The organism is Vibrio sp. 2-2(8), assembly GCF_963888495.1.
GTDB classification, from domain to species: domain Bacteria; phylum Pseudomonadota; class Gammaproteobacteria; order Enterobacterales; family Vibrionaceae; genus Vibrio; species Vibrio anguillarum.
The window spans coordinates 496,158-515,704 of record NZ_CAWPJM010000011.1 but is presented as its reverse complement, the minus strand read 5'-3'; the positions used below and the strand labels follow the sequence as shown (position 1 = coordinate 515,704).

At 45.8% G+C, this 19,547-nt stretch carries 16 protein-coding genes and 1 pseudogene; 7 read left to right on the top strand and 10 right to left on the bottom strand.

Features of this window, described 5'->3' with window-relative positions; genetic code table 11:
* Positions 1 to 83: 83 nt before the first annotated feature.
* From AACV12_RS05230 to AACV12_RS05220, 3 genes are all read right to left on the bottom strand, one after another.
* Entirely contained in the window at positions 84 to 1,232 is a 1,149-nt protein-coding gene (locus AACV12_RS05230; RefSeq protein WP_170900009.1) for an HD domain-containing phosphohydrolase, read from the bottom strand.
* Between the two features lie 224 nt (positions 1,233 to 1,456).
* Positions 1,457 to 2,605 carry a chromate efflux transporter gene (gene chrA / locus AACV12_RS05225; protein WP_088721264.1) on the bottom strand — a complete coding sequence of 383 codons (1,149 nt, stop codon included), beginning with the start codon at positions 2,603 to 2,605 and terminating at the stop codon, positions 1,457 to 1,459.
* 114 nt (positions 2,606 to 2,719) lie between these two features.
* On the bottom strand, positions 2,720 to 4,030 hold the full coding sequence (locus tag AACV12_RS05220) for an MATE family efflux transporter (RefSeq protein WP_017050437.1): 1,311 nt from the start codon (positions 4,028 to 4,030) through the stop codon (positions 2,720 to 2,722).
* A gap of 292 nt (positions 4,031 to 4,322) precedes the next feature.
* Between AACV12_RS05220 and galE the strand changes: the two genes are divergently transcribed.
* The 4 genes and pseudogenes from galE to galM all read left to right on the top strand — a co-directional run bounded on the left by galE (position 4,323) and on the right by galM (position 8,848).
* The gene (gene galE / locus AACV12_RS05215; RefSeq protein ID WP_170900008.1) at positions 4,323 to 5,336 is read left to right on the top strand and encodes a UDP-glucose 4-epimerase GalE; all 1,014 of its coding nucleotides are present in this window, start codon (positions 4,323 to 4,325) and stop codon (positions 5,334 to 5,336) included.
* 53 nt (positions 5,337 to 5,389) lie between these two features.
* On the top strand, positions 5,390 to 6,442 hold the full coding sequence (locus tag AACV12_RS05210) for a UDP-glucose--hexose-1-phosphate uridylyltransferase (protein ID WP_170900007.1): 1,053 nt from the start codon (positions 5,390 to 5,392) through the stop codon (positions 6,440 to 6,442).
* 189 nt (positions 6,443 to 6,631) lie between these two features.
* Positions 6,632 to 7,783, top strand: a pseudogene (gene galK, locus AACV12_RS05205) (galactokinase); the annotation flags it as partial.
* Between the two features lie 30 nt (positions 7,784 to 7,813).
* Positions 7,814 to 8,848, top strand: a complete 1,035-nt coding sequence (galM, locus tag AACV12_RS05200; protein ID WP_249371315.1) for a galactose-1-epimerase — start codon at positions 7,814 to 7,816, stop codon at positions 8,846 to 8,848.
* A 69-nt stretch (positions 8,849 to 8,917) separates the two neighbouring features.
* On the opposite strand, the gene AACV12_RS05195 is transcribed toward galM, so the two are convergent.
* From AACV12_RS05195 to AACV12_RS05180, 4 genes are all read right to left on the bottom strand, one after another.
* Entirely contained in the window at positions 8,918 to 9,916 is a 999-nt protein-coding gene (locus AACV12_RS05195) for a substrate-binding domain-containing protein (RefSeq protein ID WP_026027964.1), read from the bottom strand.
* A 156-nt stretch (positions 9,917 to 10,072) separates the two neighbouring features.
* Positions 10,073 to 10,624: a gamma-glutamylcyclotransferase family protein gene (locus tag AACV12_RS05190; protein WP_170900051.1), complete on the bottom strand. Its 552-nt coding sequence runs from the start codon at positions 10,622 to 10,624 to the stop codon at positions 10,073 to 10,075.
* A 10-nt stretch (positions 10,625 to 10,634) separates the two neighbouring features.
* The gene (locus AACV12_RS05185; RefSeq protein ID WP_170900005.1) at positions 10,635 to 11,576 is read right to left on the bottom strand and encodes a zinc transporter ZntB; all 942 of its coding nucleotides are present in this window, start codon (positions 11,574 to 11,576) and stop codon (positions 10,635 to 10,637) included.
* 66 nt (positions 11,577 to 11,642) lie between these two features.
* On the bottom strand, positions 11,643 to 13,094 hold the full coding sequence (locus AACV12_RS05180; RefSeq protein WP_017046561.1) for a RimK family protein: 1,452 nt from the start codon (positions 13,092 to 13,094) through the stop codon (positions 11,643 to 11,645).
* Positions 13,095 to 13,164: 70 nt separating this feature from the next.
* Between AACV12_RS05180 and AACV12_RS05175 the strand changes: the two genes are divergently transcribed.
* Together AACV12_RS05175 and AACV12_RS05170 are read left to right on the top strand one after the other, a co-directional pair.
* Positions 13,165 to 14,280, top strand: a complete 1,116-nt coding sequence (locus tag AACV12_RS05175) for a GNAT family N-acetyltransferase/peptidase C39 family protein (RefSeq protein WP_088721260.1) — start codon at positions 13,165 to 13,167, stop codon at positions 14,278 to 14,280.
* A 180-nt stretch (positions 14,281 to 14,460) separates the two neighbouring features.
* Entirely contained in the window at positions 14,461 to 15,645 is a 1,185-nt protein-coding gene (locus tag AACV12_RS05170) for an NnrS family protein (RefSeq protein ID WP_170900004.1), read from the top strand.
* 120 nt (positions 15,646 to 15,765) lie between these two features.
* Here AACV12_RS05170 and dapD read toward each other — a convergent pair whose 3' ends face one another.
* The 3 genes from dapD to AACV12_RS05155 all read right to left on the bottom strand — a co-directional run bounded on the left by dapD (position 15,766) and on the right by AACV12_RS05155 (position 18,331).
* Complete coding sequence (gene dapD, locus AACV12_RS05165) at positions 15,766 to 16,797, bottom strand: 2,3,4,5-tetrahydropyridine-2,6-dicarboxylate N-succinyltransferase (protein ID WP_094132522.1); 1,032 nt, start codon at positions 16,795 to 16,797, stop codon at positions 15,766 to 15,768.
* 243 nt (positions 16,798 to 17,040) lie between these two features.
* Positions 17,041 to 17,340: a YebG family protein gene (locus AACV12_RS05160; RefSeq protein WP_010318120.1), complete on the bottom strand. Its 300-nt coding sequence runs from the start codon at positions 17,338 to 17,340 to the stop codon at positions 17,041 to 17,043.
* Between the two features lie 97 nt (positions 17,341 to 17,437).
* The gene (locus AACV12_RS05155; RefSeq protein WP_170900003.1) at positions 17,438 to 18,331 is read right to left on the bottom strand and encodes a LysR family transcriptional regulator; all 894 of its coding nucleotides are present in this window, start codon (positions 18,329 to 18,331) and stop codon (positions 17,438 to 17,440) included.
* A gap of 117 nt (positions 18,332 to 18,448) precedes the next feature.
* Between AACV12_RS05155 and AACV12_RS05150 the strand changes: the two genes are divergently transcribed.
* Positions 18,449 to 19,465: a TDT family transporter gene (locus AACV12_RS05150; protein WP_013856149.1), complete on the top strand. Its 1,017-nt coding sequence runs from the start codon at positions 18,449 to 18,451 to the stop codon at positions 19,463 to 19,465.
* Positions 19,466 to 19,547: the final 82 nt, after the last annotated feature.

Sequence of the window (19,547 nt, the reverse complement as noted above, 5' to 3'; positions counted from 1 at the left end):
TGTAGTTACTAAACGTTAAAGTTGCGCGCTGGATTCACTTTCTTATTTTGACACTATTACCTCAGAGTGACGTTTATTTCTGTTCAGTTGAATCTATCCTTCGGGTCGATTTCTGGGTGAATATCAATCACATGTTTTAAGTAATCTTGATGATAGCGAAGGGCATTGACACAGTGTTTATCAAGCTTGCCGCTCACGACCATTTTTTCCAGTTCGAGAAGGGCAAAAGGAACAGACCAAGCTTGTTTGTATGGACGATGGCTTGTTAAGGCATCAAATACGTTGGCAACAGCAATAATGCGTGCCGATATCGGGATATTGTCTTGCATTAGGCCGTAAGGATAGCCACTGCCATCCAAAAACTCATGATGATAAGCGACGATCTCTTTTAATATGGATATGCAAGGGTGATCAGGTGTACCTATGTCATCAATAATTTGATTAATGATTTCAATACCTTTTTCTATGTGGCTATACAGTTGAGCACGCTCTGGTTTATCTAATGAATTTGGGTTAAGTAATAAGCTTGTCGGTAGGGCAAGTTTGCCTATGTCGTGATAGCGCGAAAACTGGATGATGTTATCAATGGTTTCATCATCCAGTTGATAAATGTCAGCAACCTCAGTAGCGATGACTTTGGCATAACAGCTAATACGTTCTTTATGCTCTTTCGATTCCAGTTGATGCTCTGGGGAGCGCGCTTGAGTCAAATTTACAGTCTCTAAAATAGTGTGGACTAAATCGTATTCAGAGCAAACTGCAAAGCGAATCATCTCAATAAAAGGTTCTACATTCTGCTTTACCTGTTCGGTAAACAAATGGCTTTGACACGAATTGAGGAAAATAAAGCCAATAAATGCTTGCTGGTGGTAAGTCGGAATCGCCAGTGATGAACAATAACCTTGCTCAATTAGCCAGCGAGTATGAGGATAGTCTGGCTTCAATTGGATTGGGATATTTTCAACGCTACGACTCTGGCCGTTTTGTGCGCATTGCTTAAGGACTGGAAGCTCAGCAAGTGGAAACTCGTAATGTATAAGCTCGCCCCCGTGAAAGGTGCTGTCGGCGTAGGTTTTCAAATTATCATGATGATGGTCGTATAGCGCAAAAGAGATACGGTCAATCTCTGGGACTTTGACTTGCATTCGTTGGTGTATGTTAGCCAGTTGCTTATTGAGTGGACCAACATGTGGAAAATAGGCGTGCTCGCAACCTTTGCTATGCGTATCCATCGCGTGTTCCTCTGCGCTACAGGGTCTCCAAGGTTGAAATGGAGAAGCTCTTCTAATTGATAAGTTTAGAACAGATAAGCGATGCGTGCGTGAAATTTAACTAAAAAATGGGTTATATAACCAAGCAATATGAGGTGGTACTGGAAAGCCGTTGGATGACGCTGGGTCACTAGATAAATACGGCTATTTGACGCCATTTTTAGTCACAAGGCGTATGGCCAATTTCAGTTTAATCCAAGTGCAATACCACTGAGCATAAAGAATATAACCAGCCAGACAATAGGCAGTTTGAGCTGTTTTAGTAGGTAAAAACCGATCAGAACGATCGCCATATCTAGATGATTGCTGACCGAGCTTGTAAATACAGGGTGATATAAGGCTGAGAGTAGTAAACCAACGACGGCGGCGTTAACACCGTTAATTGCTCCTGATACTGATCGATAGTTTGCTAAGGCTTGCCAATTTTTAAGCACGCCGAGCAGTAACAAAAAACCCGGCAAAAAGACGGCAATGGTCGCCAGCGTTGCGCCTAAGATTGGCGCTTGTGGTAGTAGAGCGTAACCAATGTAAGTTGCGAAGGTAAACATTGGACCAGGAACCGCTTGTGCTGCGGCATATCCTGTTAAAAACAGATCCGGGTCAAGTGCGTCGCCAACTAAATTTTGCAGCAATGGAAGCACGACATGCCCACCGCCAAACACTAAGCTACCTGCTTGATAAAAGTGGTTAAATAGAGCGATTTCAGGCATCAAGTGGGCGGCAAAAGGTAAACCGACCAGTAAGCCAATAAAGAGAGCGAAAGGGATGAAAGCGGGAACAAATGAACGTTCAGTGGCTAAATCTTGACTAGGGAGCCATTTCACTCCGATCAGCGCTGCCGCAATGAGAACTCCGATTTGCGTTCCAATACTAGGTGCAACAATCAGCATCACAGCGGTGGCCACACACAACCCAACGGTTAAGCGATTCTTACAGAAGTTTTTATACATTCCCCATGTGGCATCCGCGACAACCACAACGGCTAGCAGTTTTAAGCCGTGAATCACGTTTTGAAATAAGGGGGTTTGTAGTAATTGGCTGCTGGCGATGGCAAGGGCAACCATGATCAAAACCGAAGGGAGTGTAAAACCAGCAAAAGCGGCGCATCCACCCAATAAGCCACCACGATGGTATCCTAGTGCAAACCCAACTTGGCTTGAACCTGGCCCTGGCAAAAACTGACTTAAGGCAACGATCTGTGCGTATTCTTTATCTTCAATCCATTTTAATTTTTCAACGAATGTATTGCGGAAATAACCAATGTGAGCGGCTGGCCCACCAAAGCTTATCCACCCAAGCAGAAAAAAAGTTTTGAAAATAGTAAACATGTGCATAAGCACTCTTAAAGAGACGTTGTTTCGCTACTTTAAAAGGATGTTTGAGCAGATTCAAATTTAATCCTTAACCATTTGTAAACCGCAGAAAAACGATAAACAGACAGGCATGGGTTAACTGAGTTTAAACTTAGTCCAAGCCTTAGATCTCCAACGCCTAAACATGATGATGCCTCTAAACCATTCATCCACCGAAATGGCCACCCATGCACCCATAACTCCCCATCCCCAATGTAGGCCAAATAAGTAAGTTAAACCTGCGCCAAAAGTCCACATGCTTAATATGCCCATCTGCACTGGAAAGCGAATGTCTCCTGCGCCTTTGAGTGCGGCAATAAAAATTAGGTTAAACGTGCGCCCGGCTTCCATTGCAATGGAGCCAGCAATTAACCCTGCGACCAAGGCCGTTATCTCAGGATCAGAAGTGAAGAGGGCGATGATGTCAGCGCGCAGTAGATAAATTGAGATCGTCAATGTGCTGGAGACGAGAAAGCCAACCACAAAATATTGTTGTACTTTAGTCAGAATCTCATCCACCCAACCTTTACCAATGTAGTAGCTAGTTTGAATTTGCCCGGCTTGCCCAAGAGCCACTGAGAATGCAAAGGCGAGACGGGCAATATTTTGCGCATAAGTAAACGCGGCCAATGAAGCCGTGCCCATTTTTACAACGAAAAAAATCACCGTCAGTTGCATCATGTTATAGGAAAGAATCTCTCCCGCATTCATCATACCGATCTTGATGATCTTCTGGTATAGCGGCTTCGGGATGATTTTCCACTCTTTCACCGGTAGTGATATGTGGTAGTACTTAACGGTGTAGTACAGCAAAATAGTGCTGACAATTTGGCTGAACACTGTTGATATCGCAACCCCTTGTACACCGTAGACGGGCAGTCCAAAGGGTTGAAAAATAGCAATATAGTTACCGATTATATTCAATAATCCGGCAAATAAATTAATGAACATCGGCGCTTTGGAGTAGCCGTTACTGCGCAAAATCGTCGCCAGTACAATGCCAATGGTAACGTTTACTGTAAAGCTGCCACTGATAACCAGATATTCATAGCCATATTGTGCAACCTGCGCTTCTAGGCCGTAGGCATTCATGACTGAATTAGCGCTCAAATAAGCGGCTAAACTGAGCGATGAGCCAATGATTAATCCAAGCAGTAAACTGGCCACCCCAACATGTGCCGATTCACTTTGGCGGCCAGAGCCATTGTATTGCCCAATTAGGATCCCTGTACCACTGCTGACCATCATTGAGACAATCAGCAAGAAAAAATTGATTTGAGTGATAACCCCAACCGCTGATACAGCCTTGTCTGAATAACTACTCAGCATAAACACATCACTGGTGTTAATCGCCGTCCGTAATAAAATCTCAATAAAGATCGGCCAAGTCAAAGTGACGATATTCATTCGGTTATTCAGTTCTACACGGCTTTGGGTCATGGGCTAAAACTCAGCAAGGTAAGTCGAACTAGAGAAGATGATGGTGCAAGGTGGTGGGCTGCAAAATATCTCACTAGAGCCTACCTGTGCGTATTGTATACGTAATTTAAATAAAATCAGTTAAGTGAAGGGAATTGTTTTAGAGTTTTCGTGGAAACGTTTACATTGTGGTGTTTTGATCACAGATTGAAAGCGAGTAAGGCTGTTAGACTTTTTCAAAAGCGAGAATCAACCTCTATCGGTATCCCAATAGGAGAGTATGGTGAAAGTATTAGTGACGGGCGGCATGGGCTATATCGGAAGTCATACCTGTGTACAAATGATACAAGCGGGTATCGACCCCATTATCGTTGACAACTTATCTAACGCGAAGATTGAAGTATTAAGCCGTATCCATGCACTGACAGATAAAACGCCCGTGTTTTATCATGGTGATATCCGTGATGAGGCCTTTCTCGATAAGGTATTTGCTGAACATAATATTGATGCTGTGATTCATTTCGCAGGTTTAAAAGCCGTCGGTGAATCCGTGATAAAACCGCTCGAATATTATGACAATAACGTCAATGGTTCGTTGGTGCTAGCGCGCAGTATGCGTAAAGCTGGAGTGAAAAGTATTGTATTCAGTTCATCGGCGACAGTGTATGGCGATCCTGAAATCGTGCCGATAACTGAAGATTCTCCAACCGGATCAACCACCAATCCTTACGGTCGTAGCAAATATATGATTGAGCAGTGCCTATCGGATTTAGTGGTTGCTGAGCCAGATTGGAGCGTGACTTTACTGCGTTACTTCAACCCTGTGGGGGCTCACCCTTCTGGCACTATGGGCGAAGACCCGCAAGGTGTGCCGAATAATCTGATGCCGTTTATTGCCCAAGTTGCGGTAGGTCGCCGCGAGAAGTTATCCATATTTGGTAGCGACTATCCCACACCGGATGGTACGGGTGTGCGTGATTACATTCATGTGATGGATCTAGCCGATGGCCATTTGGCCGCTTTAAATACGGTTGCGATGAAAGCGGGAAGGCATATTTACAACCTTGGATCGGGTAGAGGATCGAGTGTGTTAGAGATAGTTTCAGCCTTTGCTCAAGCAAGTGGTGTTCCTATTGCTTATGATATTTGCCCACGCCGCCCGGGTGATATTGCCGAGTGTTGGGCTAGTACCACAAAAGCGGAGCGAGATCTGGCTTGGAAAGCGACGCGCAGTATCAATGAAATGGCTGCTGATACATGGCATTGGCAATCCAATAACCCGCAAGGGTACTAGTTTTATCCGGCGTGACGCGCCGGACTATCAAATAGCATAATTGAGTAAGCAATATGTCGAATGTTGAATTTAACCCAGTGGATCATCCACATCGTCGCTACAACCCACTCACGGGGCAGTGGATTTTAGTCTCACCACATCGCGCCAAACGCCCTTGGAGCGGGGCTGATGAAAAGCCAGCGGTAGATGAACTGCCAAGTTATGATGAGAAGTGTTTTCTTTGTCCGACAAACGAGCGTATTTCTGGTGATGTCAACCCAGACTACCGAGGTACGTACGTATTCAACAACGACTTCGCAGCACTGATGGTAGATTCGCCAGATGCACCGAAGTCCGATAGCCCTCTATTCAAAACTCAAGGTGTACGTGGTTTGAGCCGAGTGATTTGTTTCTCTCCAGGTCACAGCAAAACTTTGCCAGAGTTACCCGTGGGCAACATTCGCAGCGTGATTGATACGTGGAACGATCAAATCGAAGAGTTAGGTAAAGAGTACGTTTGGGTGCAAGCATTTGAGAACAAAGGTGAAACCATGGGTTGTTCCCAACCTCACCCACACGGCCAAATCTGGGCTAATAGCTTCTTACCCAATGAAATTGAACGCAAGGAGCACAACCTAAAAGCGTATTACCAACAACAGGGTAGTAACCTGCTGGTGGATTATGTGCAAGCTGAGCTGAAAGATGGCTCACGCATTGTGCTGAAAACAGAGCATTGGGTGGCTGTTGTGCCTTACTGGGCTGCATGGCCATTTGAAACCATGTTGCTGCCAAAAACGCATATCCGTCGCATGAGTGAGTTGAGTGAGGCGCAACGTGACGATCTCGCCGTTGCGATTAAAAAACTGACCAGCCGTTACGACAACCTGTTCCAATGTTCTTTCCCTTATTCTATGGGCTGGCATTACGCGCCTTTCTTTGAAGAGGGTACGAACATTGACCATTGGCAACTGCATGCACTGTTCTACCCACCACTGCTGCGCAGTGCCTCGATTCGTAAGTTTATGGTGGGTTATGAAATGTTGGCTGAAAGCCAACGAGATTTAACCGCAGAACAAGCGGCGCAGCGTCTGCGCGAGCTAAGTGATGTTCACTACAAAGAGCAGTAACGTCATCTTTGAAGTTGTAGCTTTGTTGCTGCGTAAACGCACCCTAAGAACATAGGTAATCTATGTTCATTGGCTGAATTTACTTATCACCTCGCTGCACCTCCAACGACTTGGGCTTAACAAAGTTTTTTTCATAGCGCTAAGTGGTTAATGAGAAATGAAAACCAGTTTATGAGTTTAGGAATGCAAATGTTTGATTTAATCCAAAATGTGAGAGCGTCTTTTGAGCAAGTGTTGGGCTACGCGCCTAGTCATATCATCCAAGCGCCAGGCCGTGTAAATTTGATTGGTGAGCACACCGACTATAACGACGGTTTTGTGCTCCCCTGCGCAATTAACTATCAAACCGTGGTAGCGGCGGCCAAGCGTGAAGATAATTTAGTGCGCATCGTGTCTGTTGATTATGGCAATGCACTTGATGAGTTTGACCTCACCCAAGAGATTACTTTCCAGCAAGACAAAATGTGGGCGAACTACATTCGCGGCGTGGTGAAATGTTTGCTTGCGCGTGGGTACTCGTTTACCGGGGCGGATATTACTGTCAGCGGTAATGTTCCACAGGGAGCGGGGCTCAGCTCTTCGGCTGCGCTTGAGGTCGTGATCGGTCAAACTTTTAAAGAACTTTATCAACTGGATATTTCTCAAGCGGAAATCGCACTAAATGGCCAACAGGCTGAGAACGAATTTGTCGGCTGTAATTGCGGTATTATGGATCAAATGATTTCGGCGCAAGGTCGTGAAAACCACGCGCTACTTTTAGATTGCCGTAGCCTAGAAACACAAGCGGTTTCAATGCCAGAAGAGATGGCCGTCGTGATCGTCAACTCCAATAAAAAACGCGGCTTGGTAGATAGCGAATACAACACCCGCCGTCAGCAGTGTGAAGAGGCTGCGCGTATTTTTGGCGTCAAAGCGCTGCGTGATGTAAGCATTGAACAGTTTAACCAAAAAGTTTCTGAGCTTGATGAGTTGGTGGCTAAACGTGCTCGTCACATCATTACTGAAAATGACCGTACTGTTGAAGCGGCCCAAGCGTTGCGCGCCCACGACATGAAGCGCATGGGCGAGCTGATGGCTCAATCACACGCATCGATGCGTGATGATTTTGAAATTACGGTCAAAGAGATTGATACCTTGGTTGATATCATCAAAGAGGTGATTGGTGACCAAGGCGGTGTGCGTATGACTGGTGGCGGCTTTGGTGGCTGTATTGTGGCACTTGTCCCACCGACATTGGTTGATGCAGTGAAAGCGGCTGTCGATGAGAAATATGAAGTGGCGACTGGCCTGAAAGCGTCGATTTACGTCTGCCAAGCAAAAGAGGGTGCTAGTCTAGTGGAGGCTTGCTGCACATCTTCACTTGTTCACACTATGACTCAGCAAGTAGCCTATGATGGCCGCCCGGCACAACTTGTCAGTTTGACTAACCGCATTGGTAGCCGCGTAGTATTAATGGATATTGGTGCAACATGGCTCAGTTGTGAGTTGGCGCTTAAGGATGGGGAACGCAGAGAAGTTCTGCTGGGTGTTTCCACCATGAGCGACTTCCAGAAACAACAAAGCTATATGGGCGTCACTGTGGGCCGTTATGCCAACCGGCTCGCTAAAGGCCAATTTGAATTAAATGATCAACGCTATCAAGTGACGACCAACCAAGCTGGAAATAGTTTGCATGGCGGTCTTGAAGGGTTAGATCAGCGTCGTTGGACTATTGCTCACAAAAGTGCTCAACAAGTGACGTTTTCAATCCATTCATCGGATGGTGACCAAGGTTTTCCCGGTAATGTTGACATTGCCGTGAGCTATGAACTGAACGATCAGAATCAATTGATCCTCCGCTATTTAGCGACCACAGATAAACCAACGCCGCTTAATTTAACCAACCACGCCTATTTTAATTTGCTAGGCGCAGAGAGTGATCATACGATTTTAGATCATTCACTCTTTATAAAAGCCGATCAATTTTTACCCACAGATCCACATGGAATCCCATTGTCAGGGCCAAAATCTGTCATCGACACGGGCTTTGATTTTCGCGTTGCAAAATCAATAGGTCGTGACTTACTCAAAGATGAGCAGCAACAAGCAAGCAAAGGGTATGACCACAGTTATTTATTGCCTGATAAAGCTGATTTAACCGTGTGCGCCGCGCAACTGAAATCACCAGATGCAAAGGTAACCATGAGCGTATTTACGACTAAGCCAGCCATACAACTTTATAGTGGAAACTGGCTATCGGGGACGCCCAATCGGCGAGGTGGGGTTTATCAAGGCTATGCGGGGGTCGCATTAGAAACTCAATACTTGCCGGATGCTCCCAATCATCCCGAATGGCAGCAACCCAGCTGTATTACTCTGCCAGGGCAAGAATATACTCATACTACCATTTACCAATTTGACGTTTAAGGTGGGTGCGTCGCTTAGATGTTGAGTATTGATGCCCAAAGTGGCGAGTGAAAGTGTAACCTGAGTGCGTCAGATTTTTTCTACCGAATCTCGACGCACCAAAGTCGGTGAGAAAATCATCGGTTCTTTTTCTATCGTTTCGCCACGGGCTAATTGGAGTGCCAGTTTAGCGGCTTTTTCAGCCATCATCTCGATTGGGTAGCGGATGGTGGTCAGCCTTGGGCGAATGTAGCGTGCGATCAACGCATCATCAAAGCCGATCACTGAAATTTGCTCAGGGCTTTTTACACCATTCTCCTCAAGCACATTTAACGCGCCCGCTGCCATATTGTCGTTGTAGGCAACCACGGCAGTCATGTCGATCGAACGGATCAGCAAGTGAGTCATCGCTTGCTCGCCACCTTCGCTGTGTGGTTCGGCCAACTCGATGTAATTAGGAGCGATCTCAATACCGTGATCTTTCAACGCGGCTTGATAACCAGCTACGCGATCTGTAGCGTCTTCAATCGAATGAGAAGAGCCAATACAAGCGATTTTTTTATGACCGTGGCGGATCAAAAACTCAGTCGCCAAATAAGCACCTTTGTAGTTATCCAATGAGATGCAGCGGTTAGCCAGTTGCGGGATATGACGGTTGATCAATACCATCGATTTCACTTCGGCAGCGTAGTCGATCAATTCTTGATCCGATAAACCTTTCGAGTGAATCACCAAAGCGTCACAACGGCTGTTGATCAACAGTTCAATCGCTTGGCGCTCTTCTTCAGCACGGTGATAACCATTGCCAATCAACAGATGCTTGCCATTGTCATGAGCCACATTATCGACCGCTTTCACGAGCATGCCAAAAAAAGGATCGGAAACGTCACTGACTAGCACGCCTATGGTGTCGGTACTTTGGCTGACTAAAGCTCGTGCGGCGGCGTTAGGCCGATAGCCAAGTAAACTCATTGCGGCGGTGACCGCTTCAATCGATGTTTTACTCGCTTTAGGGGATTTATTGATGACTCGTGAAACCGTTGCCACTGACACACCGGCTTCGCGAGCTACATCTTTTATGGTAGCCATATTACACCTCTTGCTATTGCTCGCTGTATTTAACAATGGTGGTGTAAATAAGGCAAACGAACAATGCAATCAATGTGATAATTACGACTTTCTATACAGGTAAATCAAGGCTTCTAATTAATGTAAACGTTTAAAGTTGGAATAAAAGCTAATGCGCTAACGTACCGTAGCCATCAGCTTATCAATGATCGCATGATGACAGGGTTCTACCCCTGCTAAATTACCGTATTTCGGCGCGAGGCGATCGTTAATCAGCGGATGTTGCCAGCCTACCGTATGCTCAACAAAATGGCGCGCAAAGGTTTCTGAAAACTCTAAACAACCAGCCAGCACGGTATCGACATAGGTTTGTACGATAGGGCTTCGCTCGCAGGGAGGCTCTGGTGCCTCTTTGACATAAACCCAAATCGGCCATTGGAGGTTAAAAGCGTGATCACTCTCGATTTGATTAGCGTTGAGGGGCACTCGCTCATAACCACGTTCTCGACGGTCAAATTCTGCCAAAGCGGTTTCATCGATCTCCAGCAGTACGCCGTTGACTTGCCCTTGTCCTTCATTCACCACCAAAGGTGACAATATGTAGCTCTCATCAATTTTTCCCCAGTAACGAACTAAACCATGCGCGACCACGGGAATCGCTCTTCCTGTTTGCCCTGTTAACTGGCGAGAAGCGGAGTTGATCAAGCTGCCATAACCAAAAATATACATCATCAGTGAATTACGACTCCTTATTGAAAAAACGTAACCGATGCAAAATCCAAAACTCTAAACCAAAAATACCAACCAGTGCGACGCAAAAGAGAGTAAAAGCAACGGGGGATTCAGTGCCGGGAATACCGCCGACATTAACCCCAAGTAAGCCAGTTAAAAAGCTTGTTGGTAGAAAGATCGCCGCAATCACCGAGAATAAATAGGTGTTTTGGTTCATCTTCTCTGCATGATATTGACGTAATTCCCCTTTGATCAGTTCGAGCTCACCAAGGTAAAAATCGAGGGTTTCATTAATGCGCGTGATGGTGTTAACGCTGTGGCGCAGACGCAAGTTTTTATCATTTGCCAGCGAGACTTTGGAATCACTGAAATCATCGATGGCGTATTGCTGAGGTTTGATAAAACGTTTGATTTTGAGCAGCGCTTTATGCGTCTGCATCAGCTCGTCACTGAGTTCAATTTCGTTATCGTATTGGGTGATTTTCGCTTCAATGCTGTTTAAGTAGTTATCGATGTTTTTGTTTAAACCATCAATGATCTGCACGAGTACATCTGAAAGAGTTTGCGGGCCTTGCCCGGCTTGCAGTAGGTCACGGATTACATTGACGGCTTTTGACGGGATTTTTCGGGTTGAAAACAGCGCGCCATTGAAATAGAGAATGCGCACGCTCAACATATCTTCCGGGTTGGCGTTGTCGTTCATGTTGACGCCACGCAAAATCAGTAAAAAGTTATCATCATCGTATTGCTCAAACAGTGGGCGAGTGTCCTCTGCTAAGAGGCTGTCGACAATTGAAGTGGGGATCTGATACTGCAGCAACCACTCTTTTAAACCGGGAATATCGCGTTGGCAGTGATACCAATTCCCGGCTTCAATCAGTGAAGCACTATTGAGTTTTTGCTGCGGAGCGGATGCAGAAAAATGCCACTGGTCGATCAAAAATTCCATGAATATCCTTATAACTTGCTCCTCAATGACTCTGCATTGAGGAGCAGTAGATTATACCAATTGAGATCAGAAGCCGCGCATTTGAATACGGCGCAGAAACTCAGTCATAATCCTATCGTAAAGAAGATCGCCTAAAAACGCATCCTCAACTTGGTGATCAATACTAGGGTTATCATTCACTTCAATTACATAAACTTGGCCATCAATCTCTTTCAAGTCAACGCCGTACAGGCCACTGCCGATAAGGTTTGACGCTTTTAAGGCAACATCAACCACGTTTTTAGGTACTTGTTTTAAATCCAAGGTTTCAAAGCCGCCAGAAGAGACTCGGCCACTATTGTGATGTTGATAAATTTGCCAGTGGCCGCGGCTCATCATGTATTTGCAGGCGAAGATGGCTTGGCGGTTCATTACACCGATACGCCAGTCAAAGTCAGTTGGCATGAAGGCTTGTGCCAAAATCAGAGCACTTTTTTCAAACAGTGCGCCGGCTTCGCGTTCCAGCTCTTGCTCGTCGCGTACTTTGACCACGCCACGTGAAAATGCGCCATCTGGAATTTTTAATACCATGGGAAAGCTCAACTCCTGCATGACATTGCTTTTCCATTGCTCATCAAAACTTTGCAAAATCACGCCTTTTGGCGCAGGCACTTTGTTGCGTTGCAACAACTCAGTTAAGAACACTTTATTGGTGCATTTCATGATCGATTCAGAATCATCCATCACCACCAAGCCCATTTTCTCAGCCGTTTTTGCAAAGCGGTAAGTGTAATTACTGATGTTCGTGGTGGCGCGAATAAACAAGCCATCAAATTCACCCAAACGCGATAAGTCATCCGGTGAAATGGTTTCTAGGTTAACCCCTAAACGGTTTGCGGCGCGGCGAAAACGTTTTAATGCTGAGGGATCAGAAGGTGGCATTTTCTCTTCTTCGTCCACTAGCATGGCAATATCGTAACGGTATTTTTTCTCTTGCTTTGGTTTACGCCAAACTTTGGTTGAAAACAGCTCTAATGATTCGACGAAGAAATCTTGCTCTTGGTCGTTCAAATCTTGGAATGGGAAAGGACCAATTTTGCTGATTTGCCACTGCCCTTGAACGCGGTTCATTTCCAACTCAATAACGGGCACCATAAACTGTTCAAACAGACGGCGAGCCAGTTTATCCAAGCCTTTTTCTGCGGTGCGGCCAAAATAAATTTTGCACTGTATAAAATCGGTTTGGGCGCACAGTTTATTGAGTTTCAATAAGCCAGAAGAGAGTAAAAAGGGTTGATTGATGTCGTTGATTGCCATCACTCGAGGGATAACGCGGTGGCCGCGTGCCTCTGCCATCAGCGAGCAGTAATAGCCGCTGCTCATGTAGCCATAATCGCGACACAGGTTGACCACTTGCAGGCTGCGATGAGTATGGGTGCCATTACTGTTGAGGTATTGGTCTACACTTACCACTTGCTCTGAGGGGAAATATTGTTGCCAGTCACTGGACTGGTCGGTCACGATCAAAAGGTTTGCCATTGCTATTCTTTTCCTTAATTAATAGGAATAATATTGAGCCGCAATCTTGCCAACCACTTAAGGACGTCGTATGGACTTTCGTCTTGCGAAAAGTGCTGATCTCACTGCTCTTAATGCGTTAGAACAACAGCTGTTTGACGGAGATAAAATCTCTCCACGTCAAATGAAGCGTTTTTTACATTCCAACCAAGCGGTGTTGTTTGTGGCCGATGCCGGCACAGAGCTGGCTGGATATGCATTGCTACTATTTCATCAAGGTACACAGCTATCAAGGTTGTATTCGATTGCCGTAAAACCTGATTTCAGAGGCCGGAGGATTGCTCAAAATTTGGTCGAGCAATGCGAGCGTGCTGCTCTTGATCAAGGTGCCACTACATTACGATTAGAAGTGCGTGAAGACAATACGGCAGCGATAAATTTATATGAAAAAATGGGCTATAAAACCCTGAAATTTCTTATCCATTATTACGATGATTTGTGTAATGGACGCCGGATGCAAAAACGCTTGTCGCCACAAGGGCCTAAGGTGCAATTACCGATGCCACTTTATGTTCAGACTACGCCATTTACTTGCGGTGCGGCATGCTTGCTGATGAGCTTTTCTTGCTTGTCTAAATCGTTTGAGCCGAGTCGCACCGCTGAGCTGCAACTGTGGCGAGAAGCAACAACGATTTTTATGGCGGCAGGGCACGGTGGGTGCAGCGGCCAAGGGTTAGCATTGGCTGCTAGTCGACGCGGTTATCATGTGGAGCTGTGGAGCCAATCCAAAAGCACGCCTTTTATTGATAGCGTGCGAGATGCCAATAAAAAACAAGTTATCGAATTGGTTCATCTTGATTTTTGTGAGCAGCTTAGTCATCAAGATGTGGCGATGATTGATGCACCACCGAGTCAAGAGCAACTAGAAGCGTGGGTGACGGAAGGAGCATGTGTGCTGCTACTCATCAGCACTTATCGTTTCGATGGTAAGAAAGAGCCGCATTGGATCGTACTCAGTGGTATGAGCGATAAATTCTTCTTCATTCACGATCCACATGCAGAAACAGAAGCGGATGCGATGGCTTCGGCCTTCATTCCGGTCGGTAAAAAAGCGCTGTCACAAATCATCGGTTTTGGTAAACAAAAACAGACGGCTTGTGTGGTGATTAGCTCGAACAGCAGTGCCATGCGTGTAACCACTGGTTAGGATAGAGTTTAAGTGAATTCATTGAGTCATAATGACTGTTTTTTCTTGAGTTGTTATGACTCTTTTTTTTGAGTGATATTTCTTATTTTATTGTTTTTATTCGGTATTTTTATTGGCTTAAATTGTGCTTGTGGTGTTGGTCGTCTGTCATGATATCCACCACCGCCGTAAGAGGTCACAGTGCTCAATATTACCGATATACAAGTAGAACAACGCATACCCGCTTGGTTGCGCCTTGGTTTTCGTCCCTTTTTCCTACTTGGTAGCGTATATGCCGTTTTAGCGGTGACGTTATGGGTCTGGATGTTTCAAACAGATCAACCATCGGCATTGCAAGTTCCTGCGCTGTGGTGGCATGTACATGAAATGCTGTTTGGTTTTGCTATGGCAATTGTGGTCGGTTTTCTATTGACTGCCGTACAGAACTGGACTGGCATTAATGGCACGAAACATTATCGCTTAGCCGTGTTAGTCGCCTTGTGGCTAGCGCCTCGAATCTTATTGTGGACGCCGACACCTTTGTGGGTCATCTCTTCTGTCGAAGCGCTTTTTTTGGCGGCTTCGGCCTATGAAATTGGCCGCCGAGTAGTGCAAGCGAAAGGCTGGAAAAATCTCTTTTTTGTGCCGCTGTTTATTTTAGCGATCGGCGCGAACTTTGCGAGTTATGCCACCATCAAAGGAATGCCGCCCTTTAGCTCAGCGGCGGTATGGCAGGCGATGTTGTGGTGGTTCACATTGTTGCTATCAGTCATGGGAGCACGCGTGATCCCTTTCTTCAGCGCAAGGCGTTTTAACTTTGAAAAAGCACAGCCATGGGTATGGCTCGATTGGTTAGCCAATGCACCCATTGCGGCCTTGTTTATTTTGAGTTTCTTCCCGCTGACGATGGTGCAGATTGGTCAGCCTATCATGTTACTGGCTGGGTTAGCGCAGTGGGTACGTTGGATGCGTTGGAAACCATGGCTAACATTGAGTGAGCCTCTGGTTTGGTCGCTGCACGCTGCGTATGCCTGCATTCCTTTGAGCTTATTACTGCGCGGGTTGATTGATGATGCATATGTCACTCATAACCTGATCCATCTCTTTGCTATTGGAGCCATCTCAGGCTTGATTTTGTCGATGATTGCACGCGTGACTATGGGGCATACCGGCAGGGCGATTTATCAAGGGCCTAAAATGAGTATTGCGTTTGCGGCTTTGATGATGTCGGCATTGGTACGCAGCCTCGGTGTGGCGTTTTTCCCAGCACAACTCTTTTTGATGGTGAATATCAGCGCCGCACTCTGGATATTGGCTTTTACTCTGTTTGTGTGGAAATTCGGCACGATGTTACTTACGCCGAGAGTCGATGGCCACCCGGGATAACGGTTTAGCTCGTAACGTGGAAGTAGCAAAATAAAAAAGTAGAAAGTAGCCTAGTAGTAGAAAGCGCGCAAAAGAAAAAGGCTTGGCACATCGCCAAGCCTTTTTATCAGAAAAACTGGATCAGTTATGGCTGTGCAGCATGCTGTTCAGCTCAACGGCTGATTTATTAGCTAAACACTCAATTTGACCTGTGATCGAGTTGCGGCGGAAAAGTAGATCCGATACACCAGCTAAATCACGTGCTTTGACGATTTCCACTTCTTGGCCTTGGTTATCGAGCATACGCACTTTAGTGCCAGCAGTTACATACAAACCTGATTCTATCGTGCAGCGATCGCCGAGTGGGAAACCTAAGCCTGCATTTGCGCCAAGCAGTGAGTTTTCACCGATAGAGACCACGACCTTACCGCCGCCAGAAAGCGTACCCATGATAGAAGCGCCACCGCCGATGTCCGATCCATTACCAACAACCACACCAGCAGAAATACGCCCTTCAACCATGCTCACGCCTGTTGTACCAGCGTTGAAGTTGATAAAACCTTCATGCATCACAGTGGTACCTTCGCCCACGTGCGCGCCAAGGCGAACGCGCGAGGTATCCGCAATACGGATGCCCGCTGGGACAATGTAATCAACCATTTTCGGGAATTTATCGACACAATCTACCGTTAAAGCTCGGCCTGCAAGGCGAGCTTCAATTTGACGATCTGCTAGTTCAGGTAGGTCGATAGGACCTTCATTGGTCCATGCGATGTTGTGCAGCAGGCCAAAAATACCATCAAGCACAGTACCGTGTGGTTTCACTAAACGGTGTGAAATCAGTTGTAGCTTCAAAAAGCCTTCAGCGACTGATTGAGGCTGTTGGTCGGAAGCTAAAATAACCAGCACCAGTGGTTGTGAGGCGTTAGCGGCTTTATCGGCAAAACTGGCATTGTTAGCCTGATCATGTTGAGCAAATATCGCGGCGAGTTGGGCGCTTTGCTCGGTTGAGATGTCGATATACTGGTTGCCTTCGCCATAACCAGAGACTTGAGCAAGCTCGCTCACTAGCGCGTCACTTGGGTTGAGAATTGGCGCTGGAAAAAACGCTTCAATAATTTTTCCATCACGGTTTTTGGTTGCCGTGCCAAAGGCAAGTGCAAAGTAAGCCATCTTGATATCTCCATGTTGTCACTATTGATGCGCTCGCCAGCGTAGGTTGAGCATCATTGCGGCGCACTCGATTTATCAAGCATCATAAAGAGTGAGGCAGGGGTAGGAAAGGGCAAAAGGGGAGAAAGTCCGTAAAACGATACCTTTTGTCTTTTTAGCGATGTATTTCTTTAGACAGAAATACAAAACCGCTGACGAAGCAGCGGTCTTTTCACGTTCTATCATCTTAAGCGTTTAATCGCCTTAAGCTGCATCTTCTTCTGGTGCTTCGTCTTTTACCGCTTTGGCTTTTTTAGGCTTAGCCGGTGCAGGCTTGCGCTTTGCGCCAAGTGCGTAAAGCACTTCTTCTTTGTTTTGCGCTAAGAACATCGCCAAAGCTTCTTGCTTGGCTTCATCTTCTAGCAACTCACTTTTCCCTAACAGTTCGAAAAGCTCATCTGCCATATCGAGCATTTTGTCATAAGCGTCAGCGTCTGCTTTAGAGGTAAAAGTCATCTTTTCTTCTCCGTTGCGTTCCACCACGTACTTGACGATTACAGCCATGGTTAATCCTCTAACTTAGTCATTAATTCTACTGGCTGTTTATACAGTTTTTAAACCATGAAGTCTAGGTGAGCAGGAAAAAGTGAGAGGTGGATGGCTACTCTTTGTTCCATTGATAACAAAATTCAATAAAGTGTTTGAGCAGTGGGCTTTGGTATTTTTCTTTATGCACCAATAGCCAAAAACGGCGTTTCATGTCCAGCGGAACATCGAGTCTTTTAACCCGGCCATCTTGCAGTGCTGAATGCGCAGCAAGGGTGGATAAACAGCCCAAACCTAACCCTGCCGAAACACTGTTGATTAAGGCTTCAGTGGTATTCAATTCAAAGGCTTCATGCCACTGCTCAAGTCGTGGTGCGATAGCCCGTAAGAAAAACTCTCGCGAGCCAGAACCCGCTTCGCGCAATACCCATTGGCTCTGTTCGAAATCATTGAGGGTGAGCTGATTTATCATTGTGAGTGGATGTTCGGGTGCGCAAATAATACACATTTCATCGTGTGCAAAAGGCGTTGAAATCAGCTCTGGGTGCAGTGTTTTTCCTTCAATCAACGCAAGATCCAGTTCGTAATCGACCAACTTTTGGCAAATCAGCGCCGAGTTGGAAATAAACAAACTTTGCGAGATGTGTTGGGTTTGCTGGCGAAATTGACTGAGTAGATAAGGCGCAACATGGTTGCCAATCGTATCACTGGTACCAATGCGCAATTGGCCTGCGAGGGTTTGCTCACTGTCAAACAGTTGGTTGATGTTGCTCGCACGGCTTAGCAGTTCATCGGCGAGCGGCAACAGTTTTTGTCCCTCTTGATTGAGGATTAAACGGTTATTGACCCTATCGAACAGCGCATGCCCAAGCTGTTTTTCCAGTTCAGACAGTGACATGCTCACGGCCGCTTTTGACAAAAACAGCGCCTCTGCAGCTTGGGTCAAGGTTTTGTGTTGCGTAATCGAAGTGAATACTTTCAATTGCTTAAGAGAAATATTGGCAGCCATAATTTTGTTTAATTAATCTGAACGTGTGTTCTATATATTTAGATATATCAGAACAAAAGGCAAGCGTATGATAGCGACATTGAACAACTACTTTGTTAGTTCTGATGAGAGGTCAATATGATTCGAGCAGCAAAAGCGAAAGTTATGGGTGCGCCAACCCCTATGGCGGGTTTAGCTCTAGGCATCGCAAGCTTGGGTTGGAGTTGGGAAAACTTTGCACCATTACAAGGTTATGGACAATTAAGTGGGGCCGTTATTGCCAGCGTGTTACTGGTGGTTCTTGCGTTTAAATTTCTCTTTCATGGCCACTTATTACGCCAAGATCTCGCTCATCCGGTTGTGGGCAGTGTTGTGCCTACTTTTGCGATGGGCACAATGGTGGTTTCCAATTCATTAGGCCATTTTTACCCAATGGCCGGTGATGCGTTATGGCTATTTGCTGTGGGTTTACACATCATCTTCTTGGTTAGTTTTTTGTACCATCGTGCGCAGTCTTTTGAACTTCACCACATGGTGCCAAGTTGGTTCGTTCCACCTGTGGGTATTATTGTGGCCGACGTGGCGTTTTCTGGAAACCCAGCACTTGCACCAATCGCAAATGCAACCATGATGTTCGGTTTAGTCGCTTATGCAGTGATGCTGCCGATGATGATTTACCGTTTCATGTTCACACATGAAGTTCCAGATGCAGCAAAACCAACTATGGCTATTTTGGCGGCGCCAGCGAGCCTCTCATTGGCTGGTTACTTAACTGTCACGGCTAACCCATCGCCAGTGATTATCGGCATTTTATTTGGTATTGCCGTGTTAATGACAACGATTATCTACTTAGCTTTCTTTAAATTATTACGCTTGCCTTTTAGCCCAGGCTACGCAGCGTTTACCTTCCCAATGGTGATTGGTGCAACGGCGCTATTTAAACTCACACATTGGATGGAAACCGTTGGGGTGAGTGCTGAGTATGTACAGCAAGTGCATTGGTTAGCTGGGTTAGAGTTGATTGTGGCAACTATTGTGGTGGGTTATGTTGCTATTCGTTACTTAAATTTCTATCAACCTCATCGCGTGCTACTCAGCAGCATGAATGAGCTAGAAGAGCAAGATGAACACGCATTGAACTGTGAAATGAAATAGCCTGCAGTTTAGGCAATTCAAAACATAAAATTCTCAAGTATAGAATGCACTTATGCTAATCTCAGTCCTTATTGTGACAAGA